Here is a 24,848-nt window from a genome sequence, read left to right as displayed (position 1 = left end):
GCCGGGCGCACATAAAAAAGATGTCGTTATAAATAACGACATCTTTTTTCAAAGGTCTATAAGATTTTAGAATGTTGTAACAGTCCATTCAATAGCATCTATTTTTTCCTTAACATAATCAACTGCCATCTCCGGATGAATCGTTTCTTCGTGTGAAATTGTAATGATTGACATGGTTTGTGCTAATTTAACTGTTTCTAAAATTGATAACTGATTTAAATACGCATAACCTACACCTGCAATAAACGAATCACCAGCACCTGTTACGTTGATGACCTCTACACGATTCGGTTTAACAATTCCTTCTTCATCAGCTGTACAATAATAGACACCATCAGCATCTAAACTAATAAAGACATGTTTCACACCTAATGAAAGTAAATACTGACCTGCTTTACGAACATCTTCAACTGTATTAATCTCAAATCCACATAAAACTGCTGCTTCATGACGATTCGGTTTAACGGTATGGAAGTAAGGTAATAAATGTTTAACCTCTACTGCTTTCGCAGCAGATACTGGGTCTAAAACAAACTTTGTTTTACCTTCATATTTTTTTACAATATATTCAAGAATTTCAGGATTATCAGCACCAAAGAACATATATTCTGCTTCTTCAATAACTGACGCTTTTGAATCAATAAACGCTTCCGTGATATGGTGATCAACATTAATATCAACAATCGCAGAAACCATTTCACCATGCTCATCTAAAATCGCAACATATGTTGGTGTTGAAGCTCCTTCAACAATAAGTGAATCAGACATATCCACATTCATTAGTTTTGAATGTTCTAAGATACTCTTTCCTTTTTCATCATTTCCTAATACAGAAATAAACTTCGTATTCGCACCGACACGAGCCATATTTTCGGCGATATTACGACATACTCCTCCAAAGGATACTTTCACACGTCCAGGATTTGAATCATGAGAACGATAGTTCATATTTGTAAATCCAAAAATATCATAAATTGATATACCAAAGACTAAGTTATATGCTTCTTGATTGTTTTTCATGCTTGCTAGCCTCTCCCTTTAGTTAAAATGGTAGATCAAAGTGAATTCTACTTATTCTGTCATTATATTAAATTTTCGATAACCGACAAGTCATCTCACCTTTCTCCACTAAAAAACAAGCAATAACAACAAGTCGTCATTGCTTGTTATTTATTACATTTCGTAATCAACGACAATGCGAGAAGTCGCAGCTGGTTTAACAACCTCTGTTGCTGCTTTAACATGTAGTGGATGATTTTGATAAAAATCTAATGCCTCTTTGTTTGCTAACTCTGAATATAAAACAACATCATAAGATGCATCTGATTGTAAGAAATCAATTCCAACTTCTAAATGAATTAATCCTTCGATTTTTCCATTTAAATCTTCTAATGTACGCTTAATTTCTTGTGCAGTCTCTTCTTTAGATTGACCATTAACACCTTGAATCTTCCACATAACGATATGTTTAACCATCATGTACCTCCATTTATTTTTACTTAATTTTATTTTACTGAAAATTTACACAATATTCAATACTTCGACGACTTTTGGCTTATTTTTTTCTTATCATTTTAAATAAATTGGGTTTGAAATCGCATACTCATAAGATTTGCTAATCACTTCGAACACAACCCATTGATAGTTTGACAAATTTAAATTAATGGTTCCAAGTGTCGGAACATCTTCCGCTAATGGAATGGTTTCAATCACTTGCCCATCTGCGATGACATTTAATGATTCTAATGAGCCCTGATTAGAAGCGATAAGATACGAAATTTCTACTTCATTCGTATTAACCACTCGATCACCAAAAGTTGCTTCATTTAACGTTACATCCATTAACGGACCATTTGTAATAAAAACATGTCCTTCTTTAATTCCTTTTAAAATGCCCTCAACACTCTCTTCCTCTACTTTTACATAGTTTCTAGGATTTCCATTATATAATCCTTGGGCAATCCATTCATTAAACTGCTCATTTTCACTAATTGGTGCCGTTATACTTTCACTACTAATATCATGATTGTCTGAGTTACCAAGTGCCGTTAGTTTAGCTCCTTCTGACAATAAATCAAACCACTTCTGTTTACTTATTTGATTATATGCAAATTCTTCATCAATATCGTTCAAATTCGGAATGGGTGGCATGGCCTGTCCATTCCAAATTTCTATCGCATCAAATTGCCCCCCTACGTTCCAAAATGGGAAATTTCTTCCTGGATGATTAATTTGTATCATCCCACCTTGATGATGAGTTTCATCAATCATTTGATCTATTTCATCTTCGGAAGTAAGAGCGGTCACATCAATTAAATTCGACGTATTTAAAGCTAAGTAATGTCCCTGATTTGTTGTAATCTCTTGTGCTGGAATCGCTAAATAACTTAGCTTTTGTGATAATGATAGCCATTCGTCATTTCCATCCACTGTGTTATGATCGGCGATTGCTCCAAAATCTAAACCATTGGCCAGATTTGCAATTAGAACTTCTTCAACTGTATTAAGTCCATCATCACTAAACTGAGAGTGTTGATGTAAATCACCACACAAATAACTTTTAGCTGTCCAATCCATTAATCGTGTAAGACTTATCGACTTTAAATTAAGAGGATTTTCTTTCTTTACTTCAATCGGCACTTGTTTCATCTCATATTCATAACCCTTAGATACTTCTAAGTTATAATGGCCTTCATCTAATAGGATTTCAAAGTTTCCGTCTATATCCGTTTGAATTCGCTTAATGAGTGCTCCATCACTATCAAAAAACCTCAATTGAGCAATGACTGGCTTTCCATCCTCTCCCACAATACTTCCCTTTACCTCTCCTTGTACAATTTCTACCCATTGAGAAGCCAATTGCTCACTTTCTTGAATCAGGGGTTGAAGTTGGCATAAACCTAAGATTGAATATAGTATCATTAAACTATGAATCCAGCGTCTCATCAATATCACCTTTAAATTTCAACATTCCACTCTACTCTACCCAGTTAATGCCTCATTTATTCATCACTCATAAAAAAAGCAATCCATTATCGATTGCTTTTTTATTATCATGAATAACTATGAAAGGTGTTTTACTTCATGAGATCTAAATGAATGGTTGCACTACCTTTAAAAAAATTAGCATTTAATAAAACTCCATAATTCCCTGATTTTTCGATCTTAAATTCGCCTTCTCCACCAATCGCTAAATACTCCTCTACCCCATTTTCACTTAATAAACAATATTCTGCATAACCTTCTTCTACGTTACCCGTTGCTCTCCATTTAAGAGTAGTCCCTTCTTTTAAATACCATTCCTGTACCATCAATTGTTTACTTTTTATTTTAGAAAACGTTTCTTCTTTTGTCAACTGAACTTGGTTCCCATTCCAACTTGGGTGTTCTAGATTAGCTGTTGAATCCATCTTTAAATTCACTGCTTGATAGACATAATCTTCTGGAAGTGAACTTTGGTAATCATAATCATTTAGATAGCCATTAAACATCTCTACCATCGTGTCCTGCTCACACATAACCCCAAACATCCACATCGATATAGCGGGTAAAATTGCAAGCAAAAGAGACACCATCACAACTGCTATAAATGTTTTTTTATATTTTAAAATAATCTTCATCTCTTTTTCTCCTTTATTTTATAACTCTTTTGAACAGCTCGGACAATAATTCCAACTTTTTTCAATTGAACGTCCACAATTTAAACATTTTTCTTTTAAGTGTTGACCACAACGTGGGCAAGTGACATAATCTGGTCTAATTTTTTCATTACAAGTTGGACATGAAGACGCATAGCTACGACTAATAAGTAAATAAACAATAAGTGGTAGGGGTAATAAATAAGGTATAAAAATAGGAAATACCGCAAAAAGAGCCCAAACAATCTTCAAACGATCTCCTCGTTCTTTAGCATCTAAATAAATCCAAACAACTTGACCAATTCCAAAACAAATACAAACAAATAAGAATAAACACATCAGTAAAGTTACGATTATCACAATACATTTCCTCCCTCAACTAAGACACGAACTAACAAAATAATGGTTCCTATTAAAAGATACCCCCCACCTATTAAAAACACTTCTTTTTGAAATCCAAAGAGTTCAAACCAAATCCATTGCCCAAAAAAGCAACATCCAATCATAAGTATAATCAAAAGTTTTAATTGTTTTTGACGTTTCTTGATTTGTTGTTGATTGGCCTCTTGGATAATTTTTAACGTATCAATTTTATGAATCAATCCCGCTTCTTCTAATTTTTCATCTTTCAAACACTCCATAACTATTCCTCCTATTCTAATAATTTTTTTCTCATCGATTGAATCACAGAATGGATTCTTGACTTCGTTGTTCCGTGAGCGACATTAAAATAAGTTGATATTTCTTCAATGCTGTAACCATAATAATGCCTCAAAATGAAGCTCACTCGTTGTTCCTCATTCATTTGTTGTAAGGTGTCTAATGCCTCTCTAAATTGTAATTGAGTAAACACTTCACCTTCAGCATTAACACTCAAATGCTGCAACGCCTCCTCATCATAAATCATCCGTTGTTGTTTTCGGACTTCATTTTTATAACAATTTGTTGCAATTTGAATTAAATAGGTTGAAAATTTACAATCACCTCGAAATTTTTTTATATTTAGCGTTGCCTTTAATAATGACTCTTGTACTAAATCTTCTGCCAAATGAACATTTCCACACAATTTAATTAAATAGCCAAAAAGCATTTTATAATGCATATCGAACAAAATATTTAAACAGTGTCGATCACCATCTCTAGCTCGTCTGACGAGTTGCTCCTCATCCAAAACTCTCACCCTCTTTCACCCTCTAGACCTCATTTTGTTATTTATTTTTTCCTCTCTACTTATTAAAACTAGATTACTTGAATGATGAGGTCCCTCCATTTAAAAAAGTTCATTGCTATTTTTATAGCTTCCTGAAACTTTTTCTCTCACTAATAAGACACACAAACGGATAAAAAGTTCATTATTTTTTTAAAATTTTAATAGAAAAAGACTATTTCTGATGAGAAATAGCCTCTAATCGCATTTAATTTAAACATCATTTTAAATCAGCTTGCTCAATTAATCCTTTTTGATGCATTACTTTTGAAACGACTAAACTAAAAACAACAGGAACAATAACGTGCAAAATTACAAGTAGCTTAGCATTTTAAGCATAAGTGACCCCTACTCCAATAGCAGCTGCCATGAAGACTTTCTCAACTCCTCCCACTTCAGTTAGAAAGAAAGGTTTAAAAGTGTTCCTATTTTAATAATAATAGTTCTCACCACTAAAGTGGCAGCAATCCAATTCAATTTAACGTTGAAATCAAATTATTCTTCACTTCAATCGCCCTTATATATATCGATGTCTTGTCACTAAATTTTTCAAAAAATTTCATGACCAAGCCATGAAATTCATTAATGATAAATTTATCCTATTTATTATTTCAATCGCTCATGAATGAAATGATGTTGTTTTAATTCGTTGATAATCTCTTCATACATCTGTTCATTTTCGACTTCTAACGTATGATAATGAATCCCCTCTGTTAACAAAGATAGAGGCTTTGTTTGAGCTTGACTCACTTTTTCAATAAACGTTTTGACATCCTTTAAATAATTTAAGTTTAAAACGACTCGAATCTCACCGTAAACCGGATGTTCAACAATCACATCAATCACTTTTCCACCATACGAAATAATTAACTCTAATTCCTTTTGTAACTCTTCAATTGTATGTCCATGTTTACAGCAAATCGTTTTCAAAAGACCTGAGGCTACAGGTTCTTGAATCATATATCCAGAAGGAGTTGCCACTACTTGGATTCCTTTCGCACGTAATAATGCGATATCTTGCACAATAACTTGACGGCTCACTTGATACATTTTAGCCAATTCACTACCTTTGATTGGTTGGATGGCCTTCGATAACGTCTCATAAATCGCCTCGCGACGTGTTACTGATTCCATATTTCTCACCCTCTTACATTAAAGCTTTTCTTTATTTTAATAAAAATTTAAAACCATGTCTACTTCTGAATAAAAACTCAAGGTTACCCTTGAGTTTTTCAAATTAGTTTAATTGATTTAAATAACTTTCTCCAATGGCGGGAATTTCTACATCAAAGTTTTCGGCCACTGTTGCTCCAATGTTAGCAAATGATTTACCAATTGGTAACTCTCCACTTGCTTGCATCGATGGTGAATACATAATGACTGGGATATACTCACGTGTATGATCGCTTCCTGATGCAATTGGATCATTTCCGTGATCAGCAGAGATAATTAATAAATCATCTGCTTTCATTTCTGATAACACCTCTCCTAATTGAACATCAAATTCTTCTAAACATTTCGCATATCCTAATGGGTCACGACGATGTCCATACATCGCATCAAAATCAACTAAGTTTAAGAAGGCTAATCCATTGAAGTCACGTTTCATCACATTTAATAATTGATTCATTCCATCTTCATTTGATTTCGTTAAGATAGCTTCTGTTACACCTTCTCCAACATAAATATCATTGATTTTACCAATCGCAATCACTTCTTGACCTGCATCTTTTAATTCATTTAAGACCGTACGTCCGAATGGCTTTAACGCATAATCATGACGATTTGGTGTACGTTTGAATTCCCCTCTTTTCGGCCCAACGAATGGACGTGCAATAATACGTCCAACTTTCCATTCTTCTTTCATTGTGATCTCACGTGCAACCTTACACATATTCCATAACTCTTCAACTGGAATAACACCTTCATGAGCTGCAATCTGTAGCACAGAATCCGCTGATGTATAAACGATGATATCACCTGTTGTCATGTGCTGCTCTCCCAATTCATCTAAAATTTCCGTTCCAGATGATGATTTATTTCCAATTACTTTACGACCTGTACGCGCCTCTAATTCATCAATTAACTCTTTAGGGAATCCCGTGTCCGTGAAGGTACGGAACGGTTCTGTAATTTTAAGCCCCATGATTTCCCAGTGTCCAGTCATCGTATCTTTCCCTACTGATAACTCTTCACACTTCGTATAATATCCTTTTTCTGGTCGAATCGGTGCCACACCTTCAATTTCAGTTAAATTTCCTAGTCCTAATGCTTGCATATGAGGCATATTTAATCCTTTAGCAGTCTCTGCAATATGTTTTAACGTATTTGCCCCTGTATCATTATAATCTTTTGCATCTGGTAATTCCCCAGCCCCTACAGAGTCCATAATAACTAAAAATATACGATTATACTTCATAAATAACTTCCTTTCTAACGTACAAACTAATACAAACTTAGTATTAATCAATCCCGTTTACTTATTTATTATATTTCATTTTTCCAAACTTTGCGAGAAAAAGCCTTCATTTTCAGCACTTGTTTTCCCGCTTCGTGGATGCGCTTGCTCAAATACCCCACGTAAATGATCTTTACTAATATGCGTATAAATTTGAGTCGTTGCAATATCAGAATGCCCTAACATTTCTTGTACTAAACGTAAATCGACCCCATTTTCAATTAGATGTGTGGCAAAGGAATGGCGAAGCTTATGGGGAGATAATTCTTTTGTAATCCCCGCCAGTTGAGCTTGTTTTTTTAAAATTTTCCAAAAACCTTGGCGTGTCATCATCTCACCGAAACGATTTAAAAACAAGACATCTGTCGGTTTCTTTAAAAGTTTAGGTCGGGCAATTGTTAAATAAAGATCTAGCACCTCAGCAGCTACTTCACCAATCGGAACGATTCGTTCCTTATTTCCCTTTCCTTGACATTTAATAAATTGCATCGATAAATGTAAATCTTCAAGTCTTAAATTCAAAAGTTCAGTGACACGAAGACCTGAGGCATATAATAATTCGACCATCGCTCGATTTCGAAGGTCTCCTGGTGTATCTTGTTTAAAACTTTCAAGTAATGCATCGACTTCCTCGATACTTAGAATTTCCGGTAAATCACGTGTTAACTTCGGGCTTTCAATTAAATCACATGGATTTTTCACACAAACTTTCTCAATAATTAAATACTGGTGAAACGCCCGAATCGCTGACAAATGACGAGCGACTGACTTAGTATTGAGCCCTCGCTCATATAGTTCAATCAAGTAAAGCTGAATCTGCTCGCGCTCAATTTGATTGAGTTGCTCAACAGATTGCTGTTTGATAAAGCTTAAGTAACTTCTTAAGTCTCGTTCATAATTCTCTTTTGTATTTAAGCTTAATCCACGATCAATCATTAAATATGTTAAAAATCCGTCCAATTCCATTTGATAGTTCATCTATTTCTCTCCTTAAAAAGAAAAGAACTTCTACTTAAGTAAAAGCTCTTAACATTCCTTTGATTCTTGACATGATGCGCATGTTCCATAAAGGGTTAGGTCATGATCAGTGACATTAAATCCATACTTTTCTTTGATAAAGGCCTCATAACTTTCTAATTCATCCGCAATTTCAATGATGCGATTACACGTGGTACAAATTAAATGGTGATGAAAATGATTTTGCTCATCTAAATCAATTACATCATAATAATTAACCCCATCATTTTTTATTTTAACGTTGCGAACAATTTTTAGCTTTTCAAACAGCTCCAACGTTCGATAGACGGTTGCAATTCCAATCGAGCTGTCAATATGTCTCACTAAATCATATAACGTTTCGGCAGAAAAGTGTTCATCTGAATGATCAACAATGACTTTTAAAATTTGTTTACGCTGTTTTGTTAATTTCGAACCTGATTTAACGATCATTGCTTCATATTTTGAAAGTTGTGTCATTTTTTCACCATCTTGCTATTAAAATCTAAATTTAGTTATAGTTTATTATAACACTTCTCTTTCAAAATTAATATTTATTTGCAACATTAGATTTGATGTCGCATCAGAAGACGTCGAAATAAAGTCATCAGCTGACTGTTCTACGGGCTGAGCTTGACCTGCTTTTTCAAACTGATGGTAGACAATCGGTTGGATTAAGTACGTCACTCCTGAAGTCACCAATGTTAAAACCATAATAATGAATAACTGATAAAAGTAATATAGTAAATGCTTTTTTAAAAGAGTCGTATTTTTCTTAAAGAAAATAATTTTGACCGCCATAATTACAAAACGAACACTAAAATAACCACTTAAAATGGTAACACCTAAAATAAGTGAATACTGAATTAACCAAAGAAAACTTGTCCAAATGGCTTGCATAGGTGCTAATGTTTGAAAGATAAAGAAGACATTAAATCCAGCGATGACTCCTTTTAAGAAAACTAAAAACAAATTGACGACGACACCAATGACAGTTAATCCTAACACCCACATACTTCCTTGATACATGAATTGTTTATAAAATAATTGATTAAATGACCATTGAGTTTGATCAAACGCATTAATATTTTCATTCACATAGTTCACCATTAAACTTTGTGACGATTGTTCCAATTTAATATAAAGTGAAGACCCAATAATATCACCAATGATGACGAGTAGTAGTAGAACATACATGACATATAAGACATAAGAGAACGATTTTTTGCGACGTTTTTGTGCGACCATGAGCACTTCCCCCTTTCTTTTCTAACTTTATGAAAGAAAAAGAGAAACTATGCTAAAAAATAGTAAAGATTTATGGTTATTTTTTAAAATCAAAGACTGCCGACACATTCGCTTAATATTCCTCAATGATATGTTCTAATTTAACGATGGTTTCTCCCCCTATGACAACTCTTGTCAGTTTAAGAATGCTGATTACCACTGATGATGAAGGATCAAGTATTGAATCGCATAAATCGTTTTAAAATCACAAATACGCCCTTCCTCTACGAACTTTAAGGCTTCCTCTTTTGTAACATGATATAAATTAATAAATTCGTCTTCATCTCCAGCCACTTCATAATCTAGCTTTTGGGGATTAATGACTAAAAAGTTTTCAATATATTCATTACAAAAACCTGGTGACGTGGCGAAACGACCAATCATTTTTAACGATTCACACGTGTAGCCTGTCTCCTCCTCTAATTCACGCTTAGCTGTCACACTAGTTTCTTCTCCGGGTTCAATTTTACCAGCTGGTGTTTCCAAGGTCGCTTTTTCAATCGGATAACGATATTGCTCGACTAACATTAAACGATTCGCCTCATCTAGGGCGATTAAATTTACTCCTCCTGGATGATGAACAACGACACGTTTGGCCTGTTTATCATTCGGTAAAATGACCTCATCCTCTGTCACCTTTAAAAATGAGTTGCGGTAATACTCCTGACTTGTTAATTGTTTTTCTTCCAATTTTTTCATAATCACTTTTGTCCTTTCTGAATCCCTTTTTGAATAAGATGGGTGCCATGTTTTGTTTTTATTTGTTGAATGGTTTGGTTTAACTTCTCTTCACTCGCAAACGACTGATAATTAAAGAGATTTAATTGTTGAGTCACTTTATTCGTATTGACTAAATTCGTCGTATTCACTCCAATTAAGCGCAGGGCTTGTCCTTCCCAATGTTCATCAAATAGCTCTTCAATGATTGGATAGAGTTCATTGACACTTTGAATCGGAACTTGAACCGTTTGACTCCGTGTGATTTGTTTAAATGACGTATCTTTTAATTGAATACTAATCGTCTTAGCGTATAAACCATATTTTTTTAATCGATTCGACGTCTTAATACACATTCGCTTGGCCTCTGCTTTTATTTCCTCATCAAAACAATAGTCTTTAGAAAAGGTCGTCGAATGACCGATGCTAGATGGAACTTCATACTTATTTGGGTTGATTGGATTTTGATCATTTCCTTTTGCATTCTCAATCCATTTGAGTGCATGATGCCCAAAGAGTTGCTCAATTTTATCAACGTCTTTATAATGCACCAAGTCGCCAATTGTATTTATCCCTAATTGCTTTAATTTAGGTGAAGAGGCTTTACCTACCCCAAACATCTCCTCAATCGGCATCGGCCATAGGATGTGTGGCAAATCTCGTTTCCTTAAAACCGTTATCCCATTCGGCTTTTTCATATCAGAAGCCATCTTTGCTAAAAACTTATTCGGTGCGATACCAATACTGCATCCAATCTTTAATTCATTGAATATGCGTTGTTGAATTTGTTGTGCTAAGTGAAGCGGGTGAATCTCTTGATAAAGGTGAGTGACATCCACATACGCCTCATCAATGGATGCCTTTTCAACTTGATCACTATATTCATGTAATAACTGAATAAATTGCTGAGATATTTTTCGATATAAATCAAAGTTCGCCGATGCAACCACTAAATGTGGACACTTTTTTTTAGCTTGCATCAGTGGCATGGCACTATGAACCCCATATTGACGAGCAACATAATTTGCAGTAACCACAATTCCACGCTTCGAAGACTTCTCACCTGTAATAGCCAACGGTAAGTTTTGCAATTCTGGTCGTAATATCGTTTCACACGAAGCGAAGAAAGCGTTTAAGTCAATATGGAATATAATTCTAAATATCGGCGTTCCCAAAGTTAAATCCTCTTCCTTTTTCTAAGCATTTATATTATAATAGACTAAGTTACAGTATACATTATAGCAAATTTTGTCTATGAGGTGAATTTAGTATGGCTAAAAAAGCACAACATAATTTAAACAAGATGAAGGGCACAAAAATCTTATTATTAATTTTAGCATTATCATTCGTCGTTGTCCCTTTAATTTCATTAATCGTAAGTATTATCAATCTTCGCGATATGCCTTTCTTTTAATAAAAAAAAATCATTTACTGACTTAGTAAATGATTTTTTTTATTTAAGGAATATATACAAATGAAACAGGGCTTGATTCTACTTGCGCTTGTGATAACGCGGTGACCGCATAAGTATAAACGGCATTTGGATCAGCAGTTGTATCTGTATAATGTTGAACAACTTCTCCTTTATTTTTTCCAATGACATCTAAAATATAACTTGCATCTGAAAAATCGATCGTTTCACGATATCTTGCTCGAGGAACCCGATAGATCACATAGTATTGACTATTATTTTCAAGTGAATCTTCAAATTGAATTAAAGTACATTCTTCATCACATGGTGTCACCATTAAATTTTGTACCGGATTAGTCACACGCATTTGTAACCATGGTCGAGGGGGTACAAGACTATAAGTGGTTAAGACTTCATTTTCTAAACGAGAAAGAGCCTGATTTAACACTTGTTGACCGGGCTCATTATTATCATAAGCAATTAAATTATGATAAGTAAAGAACACATAACCATCATTATCAGAAAGGGTGCGAAGATAACGTATTTGGTCGACGATTTCTTCAGGATTTTGCCAAGCTGGGTGCTGATAGTCTTCATTATAAAGATATAAACCTAATCCCATATAAAGTTGGGTACGAGAATTCCCAACCACTTTATTCCACCAGGCAGCTACTTCCGCAAACGATGAAAGAGAATCTGACAATGACCAATAATTTTGTGGCACAATATAATCTAACCATTCTTCATCCACCCATAGTTTTGAATTCACGTATTCACTTAAAGAGGATAACTGGGCTGATGAAGTATTCGAACCTACGCCCTCCGTTTCTTCAGCTGAGGCCCAAACCCCAAATGGACTGATTCCAAATGCAATACTTTTTCCATTTTCAACACCATATTCATGAATGGTGCGTGATAATGTGTAGACTAACTGATTAATATTTTGTTCTCGCCAGGTATCGATATCTTGATTAGGTTCATGATTAGCTTCATAAGTCGCATAATCTGGACTTTCATCAGCAAAGCTAATGACCGTTGGCTGTCCATTAACTTCTGCTTCATATGAATACGGATAGAAGTAATCATCAAAATGTACGGCATCAATGGCATAGTTTTGAACAACTTCCATGACGGTTTGAACAATAAACTCACGAACTTCTGGAACACCTGGATCTAAATAGATTTGACGATTAAAATAATAAACCCAATCAGGATGACGTCTCGCATAATGTGTATCACTCAATGAATTTAATAGACTTTGTTTCGTTGAGTTTGGATCACCCACTGGTGTTAAGCGGTACGGGTTAAACCAGGCATGAAATTCAATCCCTTCTTGATGGGTCACTTCAATCATCCATGTTAAGGGATCAAAGTCACCCCAATCGGGTTTCACGCCTTGTTCACCTGTTAAGTAAGCACTCCATGGATTGACACCTGATTCATAAAAGGCATCTCCTTCAGGTCGAACTTGAAAAAAGATTGCATTTAAAGTTAATGCTTTACAGCGACGAAGAATTGCTAAAAATTCAGATTTAAATAATTCCAGATTAAACCCATTCTCATAAACTGCCTTACTAGGAAAGTCATTGTTACGTACCGTTGTAATCCAAACCCCACGCAATTCCTCTTTTTTAGGTCCTAATACTTTCGGTACATAAACCACTTCTCCACCAACTGTAATAGGTGCCTGTGTAAAGGCATTGTTCAAGGTGATTAAATTGCCTTCGGATGTATCTTGTCGAGCCGTTTGTCTCATTAACTCATGACTGGTTTCTTGTGCCACCTCTGTATTCGATTGCACGGATGCGTTTGATGAACGAATTCGTTGACAATATGGACAATCACACGTTAATTGATAAGTATGAATTTTATAATATCCCATCTTCTCTTTTAAGAGATTGATGAAGTTTATTCATCAATCATCTTATTCCTCCTTTCATTATCATTTTCAGTCATGTTAGTCTCTTGATGTGAGTTACTTCCATTCTGAATTAATATATGATAAAAGTACAACGATGGTGAATACTATAAAAAAAAGAGCATTGGAACTCAATGCTCAAGGATTAGACAATTAAGATGCAACTTTATTTTTATGTTCTAAACGTAGTTTATCTGCAATCATCGCAATAAACTCTGAGTTTGTTGGTTTTGATTTTGAAACGCTTACTGTATACCCAAAGATATTTGAAATAGCTTCGATATTTCCACGGTTCCATGCCACTTCAATCGCATGACGAATTGCACGTTCAACACGTGAAGCTGTTGTCTTATATTTTTTAGCCACGTCTGGATACAATACCTTTGTAATTGATCCAAGAAGTTCAATATCATTATAAACCATATTGATTGATTCTCGTAAGTATAAGTACCCTTTAATATGTGCTGGTACACCCATTTCATGTAAAATATTTGTAATCTCTGACTCTAAATCAAACTCTTTTACTGCTGGACGATTTCCATATAAATGGTTGACCGGCTTTGATACTTCTGTCGTATCGAAACGAACATTAATATCACGAATGATTTTAACAATTTTATTAATTTCAAATGGTTTCATAATGAAATACGATGCCCCTAATTCAGCAGCACGCATCATGATTTTCTCTTGATTGAATGCAGTAAACATAATAATATGTCGTGGACGTTTATATAGGGTTGGATTTTCTTTTAATTCTTCTAATACACTTACCCCATCTAGATCAGGCATAACAACATCTAATAATAAAATGTCGATGTCGCGTTGTCTTAAAACAGATAATACCTCATTTCCATTTCCCGCTACTTCTACAACTTCCATGTCCTCTTGTAAGGAAATATACTCAGATAATACCGTTATTAATTCTTTATTGTCGTCAGCTAATAGAACTTTTAATTTATTCATTTTTTGGCCCCCTAATTTTTCCGGTTATATATCTATTAAATTACAGTTCCTTACATTTTTCAATAATTACTTCTCATTTTTTGAGAGATTATAAATTTTCATAAATATATTCGACAAATATTTTTTATCATGTTTTGTCTTTTATTTCGTTTCGGTTTAGTTTATCTTGTTGTTGTCTGATTATGTCGAAAAAACGAATCTCACTTATTAGGCTGCATCAGATTGTGCTTCTTCGCTACGATAGTTGATTCCCGACTCTTGTAACATCCATTCAATAAAGATACCATATCCCATCGTTGAATCATGAACTAAAACGTGAGTCACAGCACCAACAATTTTACCATCTTGAATAATAGGGCTTCCACTCATCCCCTGGACAATTCCACCTGTTTGATTGATTAAACGTTCATCTGTTACCGTATATTTAATTCCTTTTATTGCTTTTTGTGTTTGCATATTAACTTCGGTAATATTAATATCAAACGCTTCCACTTTATTTCCATTTAAGACAGTTAAAATTTGTGCGGGACCTGCTTTTACTTCATTAATATAAGCAATGGGCATTAAATCTTTTTGATTATGTAACTCTGAACTCATAACACCATAAATACCAAAATTATTATTTTTTTCTAATGTCCCTAACTTATCATCAAATAAGATGTCGGCGACTTTTTCACCAGGTTTACCACTTGTTGCTTTACGAACAGAAACTACATTCGAATTAATAATTTCACCATTTTTTATACTAACTAACTGATTCGTATCTTGATCGATTATTTCATGACCTAATGCTCCATATTTATGTGAATTCGGATCAATAAAAGTTAAAGTTCCGATTCCCGCTAATTTATCTCTTAAGTATAGCCCAGTTGTCATCACTCCATCTGTAGAGATCACAGGGTGAACAGTTAAATGTGATGTCTTTCCTTGACGGTTAATGGTTAAAATCATTTGTTTACTTTGCTCTGCGAGTAAAAGCTGCTCTTTATACTCCTCAATCGTTGAAACCTTCTGATTATTAACTGCTAAAATTAAATCACCTTTCATAATCCCAGCATCTTTAGCTGGATTAATAGTTCCTTCTGCTGTATTGACTTGATACGTATCTACCACCACAAGACCATCTGTCTGAATTTTGATCCCAATCGCGTCACCACCCGGGATTAACATATAGCGTCCTTCAGTTTGGTTAACTGGTGTCGATTCTTCACTTGAAGAATAAGAAACCTCATAGATTTTTCGTTTTTCATCAATATGTAAAAGTTGTTCATTATTAGATTGTGCCCATGCATACTCTTGTGCAGGAGCGCTAATACTTAATAAAGAGAAGACAAATATTAATATATTATGAGCTAAAAAGCTTTTTTTATTTATTTTTTTATTCATATTGCGCCTCCTTTCAACTTTATCCGACACGAACTACGCTATTATTATGGCTTTTTCAACACTAAATATAGAAAAAAAAGAATTCCAATTTTTTTGTTCAAATGAATAAAAAAATTGGAATTCTTTTTATTAAAGTTGTTGTAGGAGTTGTTTAGCATTTAACAAGGCAGATTCAGTCACATTATCACTACTTAACATTCTTGCAACTTCATGTATTCGTTCATCTGTTGTTAATTTTTTAACGGCCGTCACTGTTCGTCCTTCTTTTTCATATTTACTAACATGAATATGATGATCGGCAAGTGAAGCAACTTGTGGTAAATGGGTGATACACAGAACTTGCTTTTGATTAGCAATTTCTTTCATTTTTGAGCCGATACTTGATGCCACTTGACCACTGACCCCCGTATCAATTTCATCAAATATAATGGTAGATATGTATTGCCCTCGATTGAGAATCGTTTTTAAAGCTAACATAATACGAGATAATTCACCACCTGAAGCAACTTTATTCAGTGGTTTCATTGGCTCACCTTTATTTGTACTTAATAAAAACTGAATTTCATAAATTCCATGTGTCGAAAAAATAGTATTAATCATATCATCTGTTTTTAAACGTGTAAATTCAATATCAAACTGAGCATTAAATAATTGAAGGTCTTGTAGTTCAGCAATCAGCTGTGTCTTAATTCTATTTGAGATTTCTAAACGTTTTTGATTTAATGCTTCTCCCGCTTCAATTAAGTGATGATACGCTTTTTCTAAAACTTGATACAAGGAATGCTCATAGTGTTCTGAATCTTCTACCTGCGCTAGTTCAGTTACAATTTGATCATAATAAGCCATGATTTCATCAACTTCTAAACGATATTTACGTTTGAGTTGTTGGAGTTCATTGAGGCGCGATTCAATTTCTTCAAGTTCTTCAGGATAGTAATTCAATTCATCTAATTTAGATGAGATTAAATTAACAAACTCCTCTAACCCATAATAAATATCACCCATTTGCGTCACAGCAGAAGAAAGACTTTCATCAATATTAGCTAAGGTTTGCGTCGCATTATATGCTTGATATAGTCGTTCTACTGCCCCACCGTCGCAATTTAAACCATGTAAAATCTGACCGTATGTTTTGTGAAGCTTATCTGAATTCAATATGAGGTGACGACGCTCTTCTAACTCTTCAAGCTCACCTTTTTTTAAGTTAGCCTTCTCAATTTCATTCTTTTGAAACAGAATTAAATCCAGTCGTTTTTGAATTTCTTCAGCGTTCTTTTTAAAATTAATGTAAGCCTGTTTAGCTTGATTATATTCTTTAAGTGCTTGTTGATAAACGTCGTTCGTTACACTAACTTGCTCCGTTAAATCAAAATTATCAATTAATTGATAGTTATACTCGTTATGGAATAACCGATGCGTATCATGCTGTACATGAATATCAACTAAAAATTGTCCAATTTCCTTTAATTGATTCGCCGATAATAATTCACCATTAACACGAATCTGACCATTTCCAACTCGTTTAATCGTTCGTTTAACTAATAATTGTTCTTCAACTGGAATATTTTGTTCTAAAAGATAAGCTTTTAATGGCTTATTTTGTTCAATTTCAAAAATACCTTCAATTACTGCCATCTCTTCATGATGACGAATAAGATCAGTTGACGCACGATCGCCGATTAATAAAGAAATAGCATCAATAATAATTGATTTCCCTGCACCTGTTTCACCCGTTAAAACAGTCATATTTTTATTTAAATCTAATTGTAAAGATTCGATAATCGCCATGTTCTGAATTGACAAATGCGATAACATATTAACCACCTACTATAACTGACTATGTGCATCGCTTACGATTTGAATAATATCTTTTTCGTAAACGTTTGTTCGCATATTTTCATTATAGCCTATATGTACTAAAAATTCAATATTTCCTTCTCCCCCTTTAATGGGCGAGTAAGTTAATCCAAGCACACTTAAATCAAGGGCTGTAATAAATTCAAGAATGTCTTGAATAACTTTAATATGTACCTTAGCATCACGAACGATTCCTTTTTTACCAACTTGATCTTTTCCGGCTTCAAATTGAGGTTTAATTAATGCAACAATCTCACCCTCTTTAGCCAGTAATTGCTTTAAGACAGGGAGAATGATTTTTAACGAAATAAATGAAACATCGATACATGCAAACTGAGGAGCTCCAAACTTTAAGTCTTCAGGTGTCATATATCGGAAGTTCGTACGCTCCATGCAAATAACACGCTCATCCTGACGCATCTTCCAATCTAATTGATTGTATCCTACATCAACAGCATACGATAACTTAGCTCCATTTTGCAGGGCACAGTCCGTAAATCCACCTGTTGACGCCCCAATATCGATAATCGTTTTATCGGTTAAATCAATATTAAACGTTTTAATCGCTTTTTCAAGTTTAAATCCTCCGCGGCTAACATATGGACATACATTTCCTTTAACCGTAATTTTTGCTTCTACAGGCACTTTTTCTCCTGGTTTATCGACGCGTTCTTGATCGACTAAAACAAGACCCGCCATAATTGCACGCTTTGCATTTTCACGTGAATTAAAATATCCTAATTGTGTTAATAACACATCAATACGTTCTTTTTTCATGTTTTTTGACACCGACCTACTTTTTAATTACTTGATTAATTTCTGCTTTAATATCATCTAATGAAAGATGGAGTTCTGCCAGCACCTCTGGGACACTACCATGTTGAACATAAACATCTGGAACTCCTAATCGTTTCACCTTAACTGTTTGGTTTGTTTCATTATAATACTCTAAAATGGCTGTTCCTAGTCCACCAATCATCGCTGACTCTTCATAAACAATGAGCGGAACCTCAAGTTTTGCTAACTCATCTAAAAGACGAGTATCTAGTGGCTTAATGAAGCGGGTATTAATCACTCCAACGTTAATTCCTTCGGCTTCACTTAAATCTTCCGCTAATTGAACTAAATCATCAAGAATCGGTCCCATCGAAAGAAGATAAGCATCTGCTCCTGATTTAAGCGTCGTCCAAGAACCAACAGGTACTGATTGCCACGACTCATAATTTGGTACCACATTGAAAACATCACCACGCGGATAACGAATCGCAACTGGTCCATTAATTTCATATGCCGTATACAATAAATCATACGCTTCTTTCGCATCTTTCGGCATCATGATTGTCATATTGGGAATGGGGCGTAACATTGGAATATCATATAGCCCTTGGTGAGTTTCTCCATCAGCCCCTACAATTCCTGCACGATCCACGCCAAATACAACATTTAAATTTTGTCTTGCAACATCATGGTGAACTTGGTCAAACGCACGCTTAAAAAACGTTGAGTAAATGGAAACAAATGGCTTCATTCCTTGAGTTGCCATTCCACCAGCCATTGTTACCGCATGTTCTTCTGCAATCCCTACATCTATTAATCGATCAGGGTAAAGCATTTGATAATCATTTAATGCTGAGCCATTAATCATAGCAGGTGTAATCACTGAAACGCGTGAGTCATGTTTAGTTAACTCAATTAATCCGTTACACATTAATTTACTCCAAGAAACACAATTTTCTTTTTTATGAACTGAAACTTCACCCGTTTCTTTATTAAACTTCCCAACACCATGCCACGTTCCAACTTTATCTGCTTCTGCAACCGAATAACCTTTTCCCTTTTTCGTTTTCACATGAACAATGACTGGCTTGTCTGCTTTTTTAGCAAAGTTTAAATTTTTAATTAAATCATCTAGATTATGTCCATCTACGGGTCCAAAATACTTGAATCCCATCGCATCAAATGGTGTCTCACCGATAACAAAACGTTTTAAACTTCCTTTCGCACGATACATCACACGATTTAATAATTGCGTATTTTTCAATAACTTTTTCAGACGACGTTTCGTATTTAAGTACGATTCATTCGTACGAATACTTCCAAAAATATTATGAAGCGCCCCTACATTTGGTGAAATGGCCATTTCATTATCATTAATGATGACAATTAAACGTTTATTCGTATGACCGATATGGTTTAATGCCTCATAAGCCATCCCACCTGTTAAGGATCCATCACCAATCACTGCCACTACGTGATAATTTTCATCATTTAAATCTCTAGCATAAGCCATCCCGACTGCTGCTGAAATCGAAGTTGAAGCATGTCCTGTTTCCCAGCAATCATGCTCTGATTCTTTACGCTTGGGAAAACCAGATAATCCCTTATATTGTCTTAACGTTGAAAATTGATTTGCTCTTCCCGTTAACATTTTATGAATATATACTTGATGTCCAACATCCCAAATGAATTTATCTTCTGGCGAATTAAACACTTTATGCATCGCCACTGTCAACTCTACTACCCCAAGATTTGATGATACATGACCACCTGTTTTTGATAAAGAATCAATCAAAAATGTTCTAATATCCTGACATAACACTTGCATTTCTTTAGTTGACAAATTCTTGATGAATGAAGGATTTGTAATCTTCTCGATGTCATACATCTTAATCACTCCAACCTTGTTTCACATATTTATTATCTGTCATTTTAGATAAAAATTCTATTTTTCTATCTCTTTTTATCATACCATATTTCGACTTTAATTCCTATAAACTACCTCTTCTTTTCCTCGGTAGATCATTGACTTTAAACATAATAAAAGGCGATTATATAAAAATCGCCCCCTAATTTATGCTTGACGTTCTTTGACGTAATCGGTGATCGCCGCTAATAATGAAGTCTCATATGGTAACTCCTCTAATATCGCTAGAGCTGCTTCAATTTCTTCATTGAGCATCACTTTAGCTTCATCTAATGAAGTTAATGAAACATAGGTACTTTTCCCATTTTCCATATCGCTTCCAACATCTTTCCCAATTAAATCACCTTTACCTTCCACATCCAAGATATCATCTTTAATTTGAAAGGCTAATCCAACATGCCCCGCAAATTGACGCAGCAATTGAATCGTCTCTTCAGATGCCTGTGCAATAACAGCTGCGGCAACAATTGAAAACTCGATTAAACGTCCCGTTTTATTGACATGAATCTGCTTTAACTGTTCAAGTGTAATTGGCTTCGTCTCTGCTTCCATATCTAACATTTGTCCAGCTACCATTCCCATAGGCCCAGCTGCCATTGATAACATTGAAACAAGCTCTAAACGTTGTTGTAACGATAAACCTTCATCACTACAAATCACCTTAAACGCATGCGTAAGCAAACTATCTCCAGCTAAAATCGCAGTTGCTTCACCAAACACTTTATGATTAGTTGGTTTTCCACGTCTTAAATCATCATCATCCATAGCAGGTAAGTCATCATGAATAAGTGAATACGTATGAATCATTTCAAGAGCAGAAGCGGTTTGATAACCACAGGTTGCCTCTAATCCTAATGTATCTAAAACAGCAAATAATAAAATTGGTCTTAATCGTTTTCCACCCACAGAAAGCGAATAAAGCATCGATTCTTTTAACTGGTTTGGAATGGCTTCACCTTCAATTAAACTCATCATGTACGCATCGAATGGTGTTTTATGTTTTGCAATATACTGTGCTAACATCTATTATTCCCCCGATACCTCAAAATCAGTCATCGAACCAGTTGGATCCACGAGCTTAGCAACCTCTGATTCAATCTGTTGTAATTTTTGATGGCACTCATTTGAAAGCAACATTCCTTGCTTATATAACTCAATTGAGCGCTCTAATGGTAAGTTTCCTGCTTCTAATTGACGCACGACTTGTTCTAATTGCTGTAATGCTTCATCAAAATTCATTTTTGATTCACTCATTCAAAATCACCCCTTTAATTGCTTTCACTTGGTTGAATTTCTTTGATCGATGCTTTCACGGTTCCATCATCTAAGGCAACTGAAATGATCTGACCTACCCTCATAGATTGAACCGTTGTAATCATCTCTTCATTTTCATCAGTAATCACTGAATATCCTTTTTTCAAAATGGATAATGGATTTAACATCTCAAGTTTCGTTAATAGCACGTGATAGTTTTGCTTATGCTCTGATAGGTGCTCACTCATCAATGCTTTTAACTGTTGAGTTAAAAAGGCGACGTGTTGTTTAGAACTGTCAACCTTGACCATTGGATTAAATTGAATTAATCGATGATAATCCGTTGCAAACTGAGCTTTCCGTTTAGTTAACTGATCTTGTAAAACAAATTGTAACTTATCATTCAATTGATTCACATGCATTAATCGTTGCTCAAATAAAGCATGTGGATTTTTCATAATATAATGATTACTTAGCTGTGCTAATTGATTCTTCTTTTGTTCAAATTGAACATTGAAATTATGATTGAGTCGAACATTTAGTTGATTAAAATGCTTTAACACATCTGGTAAATTGGGAACGGCCATCTCTGCCGCTCCTGTTGGAGTCGGTGCACGATGATCTGCCACAAAATCAGCAATGGTAAAATCTGTTTCATGACCTACGGCTGAAATAATTGGAATTTTTGATTCAAAGATTGCACGAGCTACACCCTCTTTATTAAACGCCCATAAATCCTCAATTGAACCTCCTCCACGACCAACAATTAACGTATCCACCAACTTCATTTCATTCGCTTGTTTAATACATGATACAATCGAAGCTTCTGCCTGTTCACCTTGAACAAGTGCTGGGTACACATAAACTTTGACCAGTGGGAAACGACGTTTAATCGTGGAAAGAATATCACGAATCGCAGCACCTGTGGGTGAAGTAATCACCCCAACCGCCTGAGGGGAAGTTGGGATAGGTTGCTTGAATCTTGCATCAAATAATCCCTCGGCCCCTAAACGCTCTTTCATTTGCGTAAAAGCAACATAAAGATTTCCAACTCCGTCTTCCGTCATTTCTTTAACATACATTGAATAAGAACCGCCCGCTTCATAAACGGTAATATGGCCTTTGACAACCACTTGCATTCCCTCGGTCGGCACAAAAGTTAAATGTGAAGCCGCACTGGCAAACATCACCGCATTAATTTGTGCCTCATCATCTTTTAATGTGAAGTAAAGATGTCCACGTGAATGTCGTTTGACGTTTGATAATTCTCCCTTTAGAAGGAGGTGTTGTAAATTTTTATCATAATCGAATTTTAACTTAATATATTTCGTTAACGCCTTAACGGTTAAGGGTTGTCTCTCCTCCATCGGTTTCACATCCTACTATGCAAAGTGCTTACTAATTTGGTCTAATACTTTATTATTAAAGCTACGTGCTTTTCCATCTCCAGTATCTGAGAATTCTTTTGTTAATTCTACCGCTTCATCGATGATAATTTTATGAGGTGTCTCTTGACAGAATTTCATCTCATATGTTGCTAAGCGTAAAATGGCTTTATCAACTTTATTTAAACGTGAAAAACTCCATCCTTTTAAGTTTTCATCAATGATTTGATCTAAATCTTCTTTATGAGTTAAAACACCGTTTACTAATTCAAAATAGAACTCATCTAATGTAAATTGACGTTCGACTTCAAGAATTTGATGTGGTGTTACTTCTTCAGCCATTAATTCCATAGCTTCTTCTTTTAAACCTTCAACCATCCATTCAACGTTTTCGATGGCTTCTTCTTTGGTCATCTGCCCCACTTCCATTTGGTATAATGTTTGTACTGCAAATTGACGTAATACATGACGAATCACAAAAATCCCTCTTTCTATTCAAATCTTCTAAGTTGCTACAACTATATTGTATACTATTTTTAAAGGTTTCAACTATATATGTTATCATATTTATCAAGAATTTGCCGAAAAAAATAAAAATAAACCACTAAAAGTGGTTTATTTTTTTAATCAAAATCAATCGATACGACATGAACGTAAATTTCAGACGTTTTGACAGATGTCATATGATAAATCATTTGATGAATGTTTTTTTGGATTTTCTCAGCGACTTCATTAATGGCATAACCCACTTTAATACTCACATATACATCAATAACTAATCCATTTTCATCAAATTCAACTTCAACACCATTACGGTGTTTTTTACTATTAAAAGTATCGGCAATTGATTGTGAGATACTTTTAAACATCTTTGAAACCCCTTCAATTTCTGCTGTGGCGTTATGGGCAATCACTTCAAAAACTTGTGAATGAATTTCAATATTCCCAATTTCTTGGTTTGCTTCTTCAATACGATAATATTTTGACACAGCCATCAATATTCTCCTCCAATCATATGCAACTACTATAATAATACTATAGTTTGAACCGTTGTGCAAATACTATCCCATCCATTAAACAAAAACTGTAAAAAATGAATGATTTTGTTTTTTGTCACCTTTTCTCACCTTTCTCATACGATATAGGGACTAGCATTCAAAAGTTAGCCTCGGCTAAGATTTATCAATGGTTGATAGAGAGCCAGAACCCTCTAAATTCCCTTCAGTTCTCCCCTGCTTTTGACGAATCTGCCCATTTTTATAAAATGACACGAAACGATGTGCAAACATACGTTTTATATCATATTTTATACAAGTCAATGAAATAAAAGATCCAAGAGTCAATGAAGAATCACCTTCTCATTCGATTATCTTCTCTTTTATTCCAAAAGTTAGCCATAGCTAAAATATTAATTGGAGTGATGATAATGAAAAAATTAAACGAAGTTGAATGCCAAACGACAGTTAAAGTTACAAAACTCACAGCAACAGGCTTATTACGTGAACGTTTATTAGCATTAGGAATTACGACTGGTGCTTTAATCGATGTCATTAAAAAAGGACCTAAAAACAACCTTACCGTCTATAACATTCGCGGAGCGATGATTGCACTACGAGAAGAGGAAGGAAGTTTAATTATGGTTAAACCCATTCATGATTAATAAGGAG

General features: G+C 34.6%; 27 protein-coding genes. 2 read left to right on the top strand and 25 right to left on the bottom strand.

Annotated features, from left to right (window positions below):
* Nucleotides 1–66: 66 nt before the first annotated feature.
* From NEH75_RS09965 to NEH75_RS09900, 14 genes are all read right to left on the bottom strand, one after another.
* Nucleotides 67–1,020 carry a carbohydrate kinase family protein gene (locus tag NEH75_RS09965; RefSeq protein ID WP_055243469.1) on the bottom strand — a complete coding sequence of 318 codons (954 nt, stop codon included), beginning with the start codon at nucleotides 1,018–1,020 and terminating at the stop codon, nucleotides 67–69.
* Nucleotides 1,021–1,173: 153 nt separating this feature from the next.
* The gene (locus NEH75_RS09960) at nucleotides 1,174–1,476 is read right to left on the bottom strand and encodes a Dabb family protein (RefSeq protein WP_055243468.1); all 303 of its coding nucleotides are present in this window, start codon (nucleotides 1,474–1,476) and stop codon (nucleotides 1,174–1,176) included.
* Nucleotides 1,477–1,569: 93 nt separating this feature from the next.
* On the bottom strand, nucleotides 1,570–2,946 hold the full coding sequence (locus tag NEH75_RS09955; RefSeq protein WP_055305560.1) for a CehA/McbA family metallohydrolase: 1,377 nt from the start codon (nucleotides 2,944–2,946) through the stop codon (nucleotides 1,570–1,572).
* A gap of 131 nt (nucleotides 2,947–3,077) precedes the next feature.
* Entirely contained in the window at nucleotides 3,078–3,620 is a 543-nt protein-coding gene (locus tag NEH75_RS09950) for a hypothetical protein (RefSeq protein ID WP_055305561.1), read from the bottom strand.
* A gap of 18 nt (nucleotides 3,621–3,638) precedes the next feature.
* Nucleotides 3,639–3,998 carry a zinc ribbon domain-containing protein gene (locus NEH75_RS09945; RefSeq protein WP_055305562.1) on the bottom strand — a complete coding sequence of 120 codons (360 nt, stop codon included), beginning with the start codon at nucleotides 3,996–3,998 and terminating at the stop codon, nucleotides 3,639–3,641.
* Nucleotides 3,995–4,279, bottom strand: coding sequence for a hypothetical protein (locus tag NEH75_RS09940; protein WP_055305563.1), 285 nt, complete (start codon nucleotides 4,277–4,279; stop codon nucleotides 3,995–3,997). Before NEH75_RS09940 ends, NEH75_RS09945 begins: the two co-directional genes overlap by 4 nt.
* A gap of 11 nt (nucleotides 4,280–4,290) precedes the next feature.
* On the bottom strand, nucleotides 4,291–4,818 hold the full coding sequence (locus NEH75_RS09935) for a sigma-70 family RNA polymerase sigma factor (protein ID WP_238581293.1): 528 nt from the start codon (nucleotides 4,816–4,818) through the stop codon (nucleotides 4,291–4,293).
* Between the two features lie 633 nt (nucleotides 4,819–5,451).
* Nucleotides 5,452–5,979, bottom strand: coding sequence for a transcription repressor NadR (locus NEH75_RS09930; protein ID WP_055305565.1), 528 nt, complete (start codon nucleotides 5,977–5,979; stop codon nucleotides 5,452–5,454).
* Between the two features lie 103 nt (nucleotides 5,980–6,082).
* On the bottom strand, nucleotides 6,083–7,264 hold the full coding sequence (gene deoB, locus NEH75_RS09925; protein ID WP_055305566.1) for a phosphopentomutase: 1,182 nt from the start codon (nucleotides 7,262–7,264) through the stop codon (nucleotides 6,083–6,085).
* A 75-nt stretch (nucleotides 7,265–7,339) separates the two neighbouring features.
* A complete protein-coding gene (gene xerD, locus NEH75_RS09920) occupies nucleotides 7,340–8,281 on the bottom strand; it encodes a site-specific tyrosine recombinase XerD (protein WP_055305567.1) in 942 nt (313 codons plus the stop codon).
* Nucleotides 8,282–8,329: 48 nt separating this feature from the next.
* On the bottom strand, nucleotides 8,330–8,779 hold the full coding sequence (locus NEH75_RS09915) for a Fur family transcriptional regulator (RefSeq protein ID WP_055243458.1): 450 nt from the start codon (nucleotides 8,777–8,779) through the stop codon (nucleotides 8,330–8,332).
* Nucleotides 8,780–8,824: 45 nt separating this feature from the next.
* Nucleotides 8,825–9,547 (bottom strand): stage II sporulation protein M, encoded by a 723-nt coding sequence (locus NEH75_RS09910; protein ID WP_055243457.1) that lies wholly within the window; start codon nucleotides 9,545–9,547, stop codon nucleotides 8,825–8,827.
* 192 nt (nucleotides 9,548–9,739) lie between these two features.
* Entirely contained in the window at nucleotides 9,740–10,285 is a 546-nt protein-coding gene (locus NEH75_RS09905; RefSeq protein ID WP_055243456.1) for an NUDIX hydrolase, read from the bottom strand.
* A gap of 2 nt (nucleotides 10,286–10,287) precedes the next feature.
* Nucleotides 10,288–11,478 (bottom strand): DNA polymerase IV, encoded by a 1,191-nt coding sequence (locus NEH75_RS09900; protein WP_055305568.1) that lies wholly within the window; start codon nucleotides 11,476–11,478, stop codon nucleotides 10,288–10,290.
* A gap of 95 nt (nucleotides 11,479–11,573) precedes the next feature.
* On the opposite strand from NEH75_RS09900, the gene NEH75_RS09895 reads away from it, so the two are divergent.
* Complete coding sequence (locus tag NEH75_RS09895; RefSeq protein ID WP_172676275.1) at nucleotides 11,574–11,717, top strand: hypothetical protein; 144 nt, start codon at nucleotides 11,574–11,576, stop codon at nucleotides 11,715–11,717.
* Nucleotides 11,718–11,760: 43 nt separating this feature from the next.
* On the opposite strand, the gene NEH75_RS09890 is transcribed toward NEH75_RS09895, so the two are convergent.
* The 11 genes from NEH75_RS09890 to NEH75_RS09840 all read right to left on the bottom strand — a co-directional run bounded on the left by NEH75_RS09890 (nucleotide 11,761) and on the right by NEH75_RS09840 (nucleotide 24,176).
* Nucleotides 11,761–13,596: a glycoside hydrolase family 10 protein gene (locus tag NEH75_RS09890; RefSeq protein WP_055305569.1), complete on the bottom strand. Its 1,836-nt coding sequence runs from the start codon at nucleotides 13,594–13,596 to the stop codon at nucleotides 11,761–11,763.
* 189 nt (nucleotides 13,597–13,785) lie between these two features.
* Complete coding sequence (gene spo0A / locus NEH75_RS09885; RefSeq protein ID WP_055243453.1) at nucleotides 13,786–14,595, bottom strand: sporulation transcription factor Spo0A; 810 nt, start codon at nucleotides 14,593–14,595, stop codon at nucleotides 13,786–13,788.
* A gap of 207 nt (nucleotides 14,596–14,802) precedes the next feature.
* Nucleotides 14,803–15,981, bottom strand: coding sequence for a SpoIVB peptidase (gene spoIVB / locus NEH75_RS09880; protein ID WP_055305570.1), 1,179 nt, complete (start codon nucleotides 15,979–15,981; stop codon nucleotides 14,803–14,805).
* Nucleotides 15,982–16,110: 129 nt separating this feature from the next.
* Nucleotides 16,111–17,796, bottom strand: a complete 1,686-nt coding sequence (gene recN, locus NEH75_RS09875) for a DNA repair protein RecN (RefSeq protein ID WP_055305571.1) — start codon at nucleotides 17,794–17,796, stop codon at nucleotides 16,111–16,113.
* Nucleotides 17,797–17,808: 12 nt separating this feature from the next.
* Nucleotides 17,809–18,615, bottom strand: coding sequence for a TlyA family RNA methyltransferase (locus tag NEH75_RS09870; protein ID WP_055305572.1), 807 nt, complete (start codon nucleotides 18,613–18,615; stop codon nucleotides 17,809–17,811).
* A 16-nt stretch (nucleotides 18,616–18,631) separates the two neighbouring features.
* Nucleotides 18,632–20,503, bottom strand: a complete 1,872-nt coding sequence (gene dxs / locus NEH75_RS09865) for a 1-deoxy-D-xylulose-5-phosphate synthase (RefSeq protein WP_262948843.1) — start codon at nucleotides 20,501–20,503, stop codon at nucleotides 18,632–18,634.
* Between the two features lie 186 nt (nucleotides 20,504–20,689).
* Nucleotides 20,690–21,565, bottom strand: coding sequence for a polyprenyl synthetase family protein (locus NEH75_RS09860; protein ID WP_055243448.1), 876 nt, complete (start codon nucleotides 21,563–21,565; stop codon nucleotides 20,690–20,692).
* Nucleotides 21,566–21,568: 3 nt separating this feature from the next.
* Nucleotides 21,569–21,796 carry an exodeoxyribonuclease VII small subunit gene (gene xseB, locus NEH75_RS09855; protein WP_055275441.1) on the bottom strand — a complete coding sequence of 76 codons (228 nt, stop codon included), beginning with the start codon at nucleotides 21,794–21,796 and terminating at the stop codon, nucleotides 21,569–21,571.
* Between the two features lie 14 nt (nucleotides 21,797–21,810).
* Complete coding sequence (xseA, locus tag NEH75_RS09850) at nucleotides 21,811–23,163, bottom strand: exodeoxyribonuclease VII large subunit (RefSeq protein WP_055305574.1); 1,353 nt, start codon at nucleotides 23,161–23,163, stop codon at nucleotides 21,811–21,813.
* A gap of 15 nt (nucleotides 23,164–23,178) precedes the next feature.
* The gene (gene nusB / locus NEH75_RS09845) at nucleotides 23,179–23,658 is read right to left on the bottom strand and encodes a transcription antitermination factor NusB (protein WP_055243445.1); all 480 of its coding nucleotides are present in this window, start codon (nucleotides 23,656–23,658) and stop codon (nucleotides 23,179–23,181) included.
* 146 nt (nucleotides 23,659–23,804) lie between these two features.
* Nucleotides 23,805–24,176: an Asp23/Gls24 family envelope stress response protein gene (locus NEH75_RS09840; RefSeq protein ID WP_262948842.1), complete on the bottom strand. Its 372-nt coding sequence runs from the start codon at nucleotides 24,174–24,176 to the stop codon at nucleotides 23,805–23,807.
* A gap of 431 nt (nucleotides 24,177–24,607) precedes the next feature.
* On the opposite strand from NEH75_RS09840, the gene NEH75_RS09835 reads away from it, so the two are divergent.
* Nucleotides 24,608–24,841 (top strand): ferrous iron transport protein A, encoded by a 234-nt coding sequence (locus NEH75_RS09835; RefSeq protein ID WP_055243443.1) that lies wholly within the window; start codon nucleotides 24,608–24,610, stop codon nucleotides 24,839–24,841.
* The last annotated feature ends 7 nt before the right edge of the window (nucleotides 24,842–24,848 follow it).

The organism is Turicibacter sp. T129, from assembly GCF_025594975.1.
In the GTDB taxonomy this organism is placed as follows: domain Bacteria; phylum Bacillota_I; class Bacilli_A; order MOL361; family Turicibacteraceae; genus Turicibacter; species Turicibacter bilis.
Note: the sequence above shows the minus strand (reverse complement) of the source record. Positions and strands in the feature narration are given on the sequence as shown.

Excerpts from the sequence above, each read along its gene's own strand:
- NEH75_RS09965 (WP_055243469.1), bottom strand. The coding sequence starts at position 1,020 with ATGAAAAACAATCAAGAAGCATATAACTTAGTCTTTGGTATATCAATT.
- NEH75_RS09960 (WP_055243468.1), bottom strand. The coding sequence starts at position 1,476 with ATGGTTAAACATATCGTTATGTGGAAGATTCAAGGTGTTAATGGTCAA.
- NEH75_RS09955 (WP_055305560.1), bottom strand. The coding sequence starts at position 2,946 with ATGAGACGCTGGATTCATAGTTTAATGATACTATATTCAATCTTAGGT.
- NEH75_RS09950 (WP_055305561.1), bottom strand. The coding sequence starts at position 3,620 with ATGAAGATTATTTTAAAATATAAAAAAACATTTATAGCAGTTGTGATG.
- NEH75_RS09940 (WP_055305563.1), bottom strand. The coding sequence starts at position 4,279 with ATGGAGTGTTTGAAAGATGAAAAATTAGAAGAAGCGGGATTGATTCAT.
- NEH75_RS09930 (WP_055305565.1), bottom strand. The coding sequence starts at position 5,979 with ATGGAATCAGTAACACGTCGCGAGGCGATTTATGAGACGTTATCGAAG.
- deoB (WP_055305566.1), bottom strand. The coding sequence starts at position 7,264 with ATGAAGTATAATCGTATATTTTTAGTTATTATGGACTCTGTAGGGGCT.
- xerD (WP_055305567.1), bottom strand. The coding sequence starts at position 8,281 with ATGAACTATCAAATGGAATTGGACGGATTTTTAACATATTTAATGATT.
- NEH75_RS09915 (WP_055243458.1), bottom strand. The coding sequence starts at position 8,779 with ATGACACAACTTTCAAAATATGAAGCAATGATCGTTAAATCAGGTTCG.
- NEH75_RS09910 (WP_055243457.1), bottom strand. The coding sequence starts at position 9,547 with ATGGTCGCACAAAAACGTCGCAAAAAATCGTTCTCTTATGTCTTATAT.
- NEH75_RS09905 (WP_055243456.1), bottom strand. The coding sequence starts at position 10,285 with ATGAAAAAATTGGAAGAAAAACAATTAACAAGTCAGGAGTATTACCGC.
- NEH75_RS09895 (WP_172676275.1), top strand. The coding sequence starts at position 11,574 with ATGGCTAAAAAAGCACAACATAATTTAAACAAGATGAAGGGCACAAAA.
- NEH75_RS09890 (WP_055305569.1), bottom strand. The coding sequence starts at position 13,596 with ATGGGATATTATAAAATTCATACTTATCAATTAACGTGTGATTGTCCA.
- spo0A (WP_055243453.1), bottom strand. The coding sequence starts at position 14,595 with ATGAATAAATTAAAAGTTCTATTAGCTGACGACAATAAAGAATTAATA.
- spoIVB (WP_055305570.1), bottom strand. The coding sequence starts at position 15,981 with ATGAATAAAAAAATAAATAAAAAAAGCTTTTTAGCTCATAATATATTA.
- recN (WP_055305571.1), bottom strand. The coding sequence starts at position 17,796 with ATGTTATCGCATTTGTCAATTCAGAACATGGCGATTATCGAATCTTTA.
- NEH75_RS09870 (WP_055305572.1), bottom strand. The coding sequence starts at position 18,615 with ATGAAAAAAGAACGTATTGATGTGTTATTAACACAATTAGGATATTTT.
- dxs (WP_262948843.1), bottom strand. The coding sequence starts at position 20,503 with ATGTATGACATCGAGAAGATTACAAATCCTTCATTCATCAAGAATTTG.
- NEH75_RS09860 (WP_055243448.1), bottom strand. The coding sequence starts at position 21,565 with ATGTTAGCACAGTATATTGCAAAACATAAAACACCATTCGATGCGTAC.
- xseB (WP_055275441.1), bottom strand. The coding sequence starts at position 21,796 with ATGAGTGAATCAAAAATGAATTTTGATGAAGCATTACAGCAATTAGAA.
- xseA (WP_055305574.1), bottom strand. The coding sequence starts at position 23,163 with ATGGAGGAGAGACAACCCTTAACCGTTAAGGCGTTAACGAAATATATT.
- NEH75_RS09840 (WP_262948842.1), bottom strand. The coding sequence starts at position 24,176 with ATGGCTGTGTCAAAATATTATCGTATTGAAGAAGCAAACCAAGAAATT.
- NEH75_RS09835 (WP_055243443.1), top strand. The coding sequence starts at position 24,608 with ATGAAAAAATTAAACGAAGTTGAATGCCAAACGACAGTTAAAGTTACA.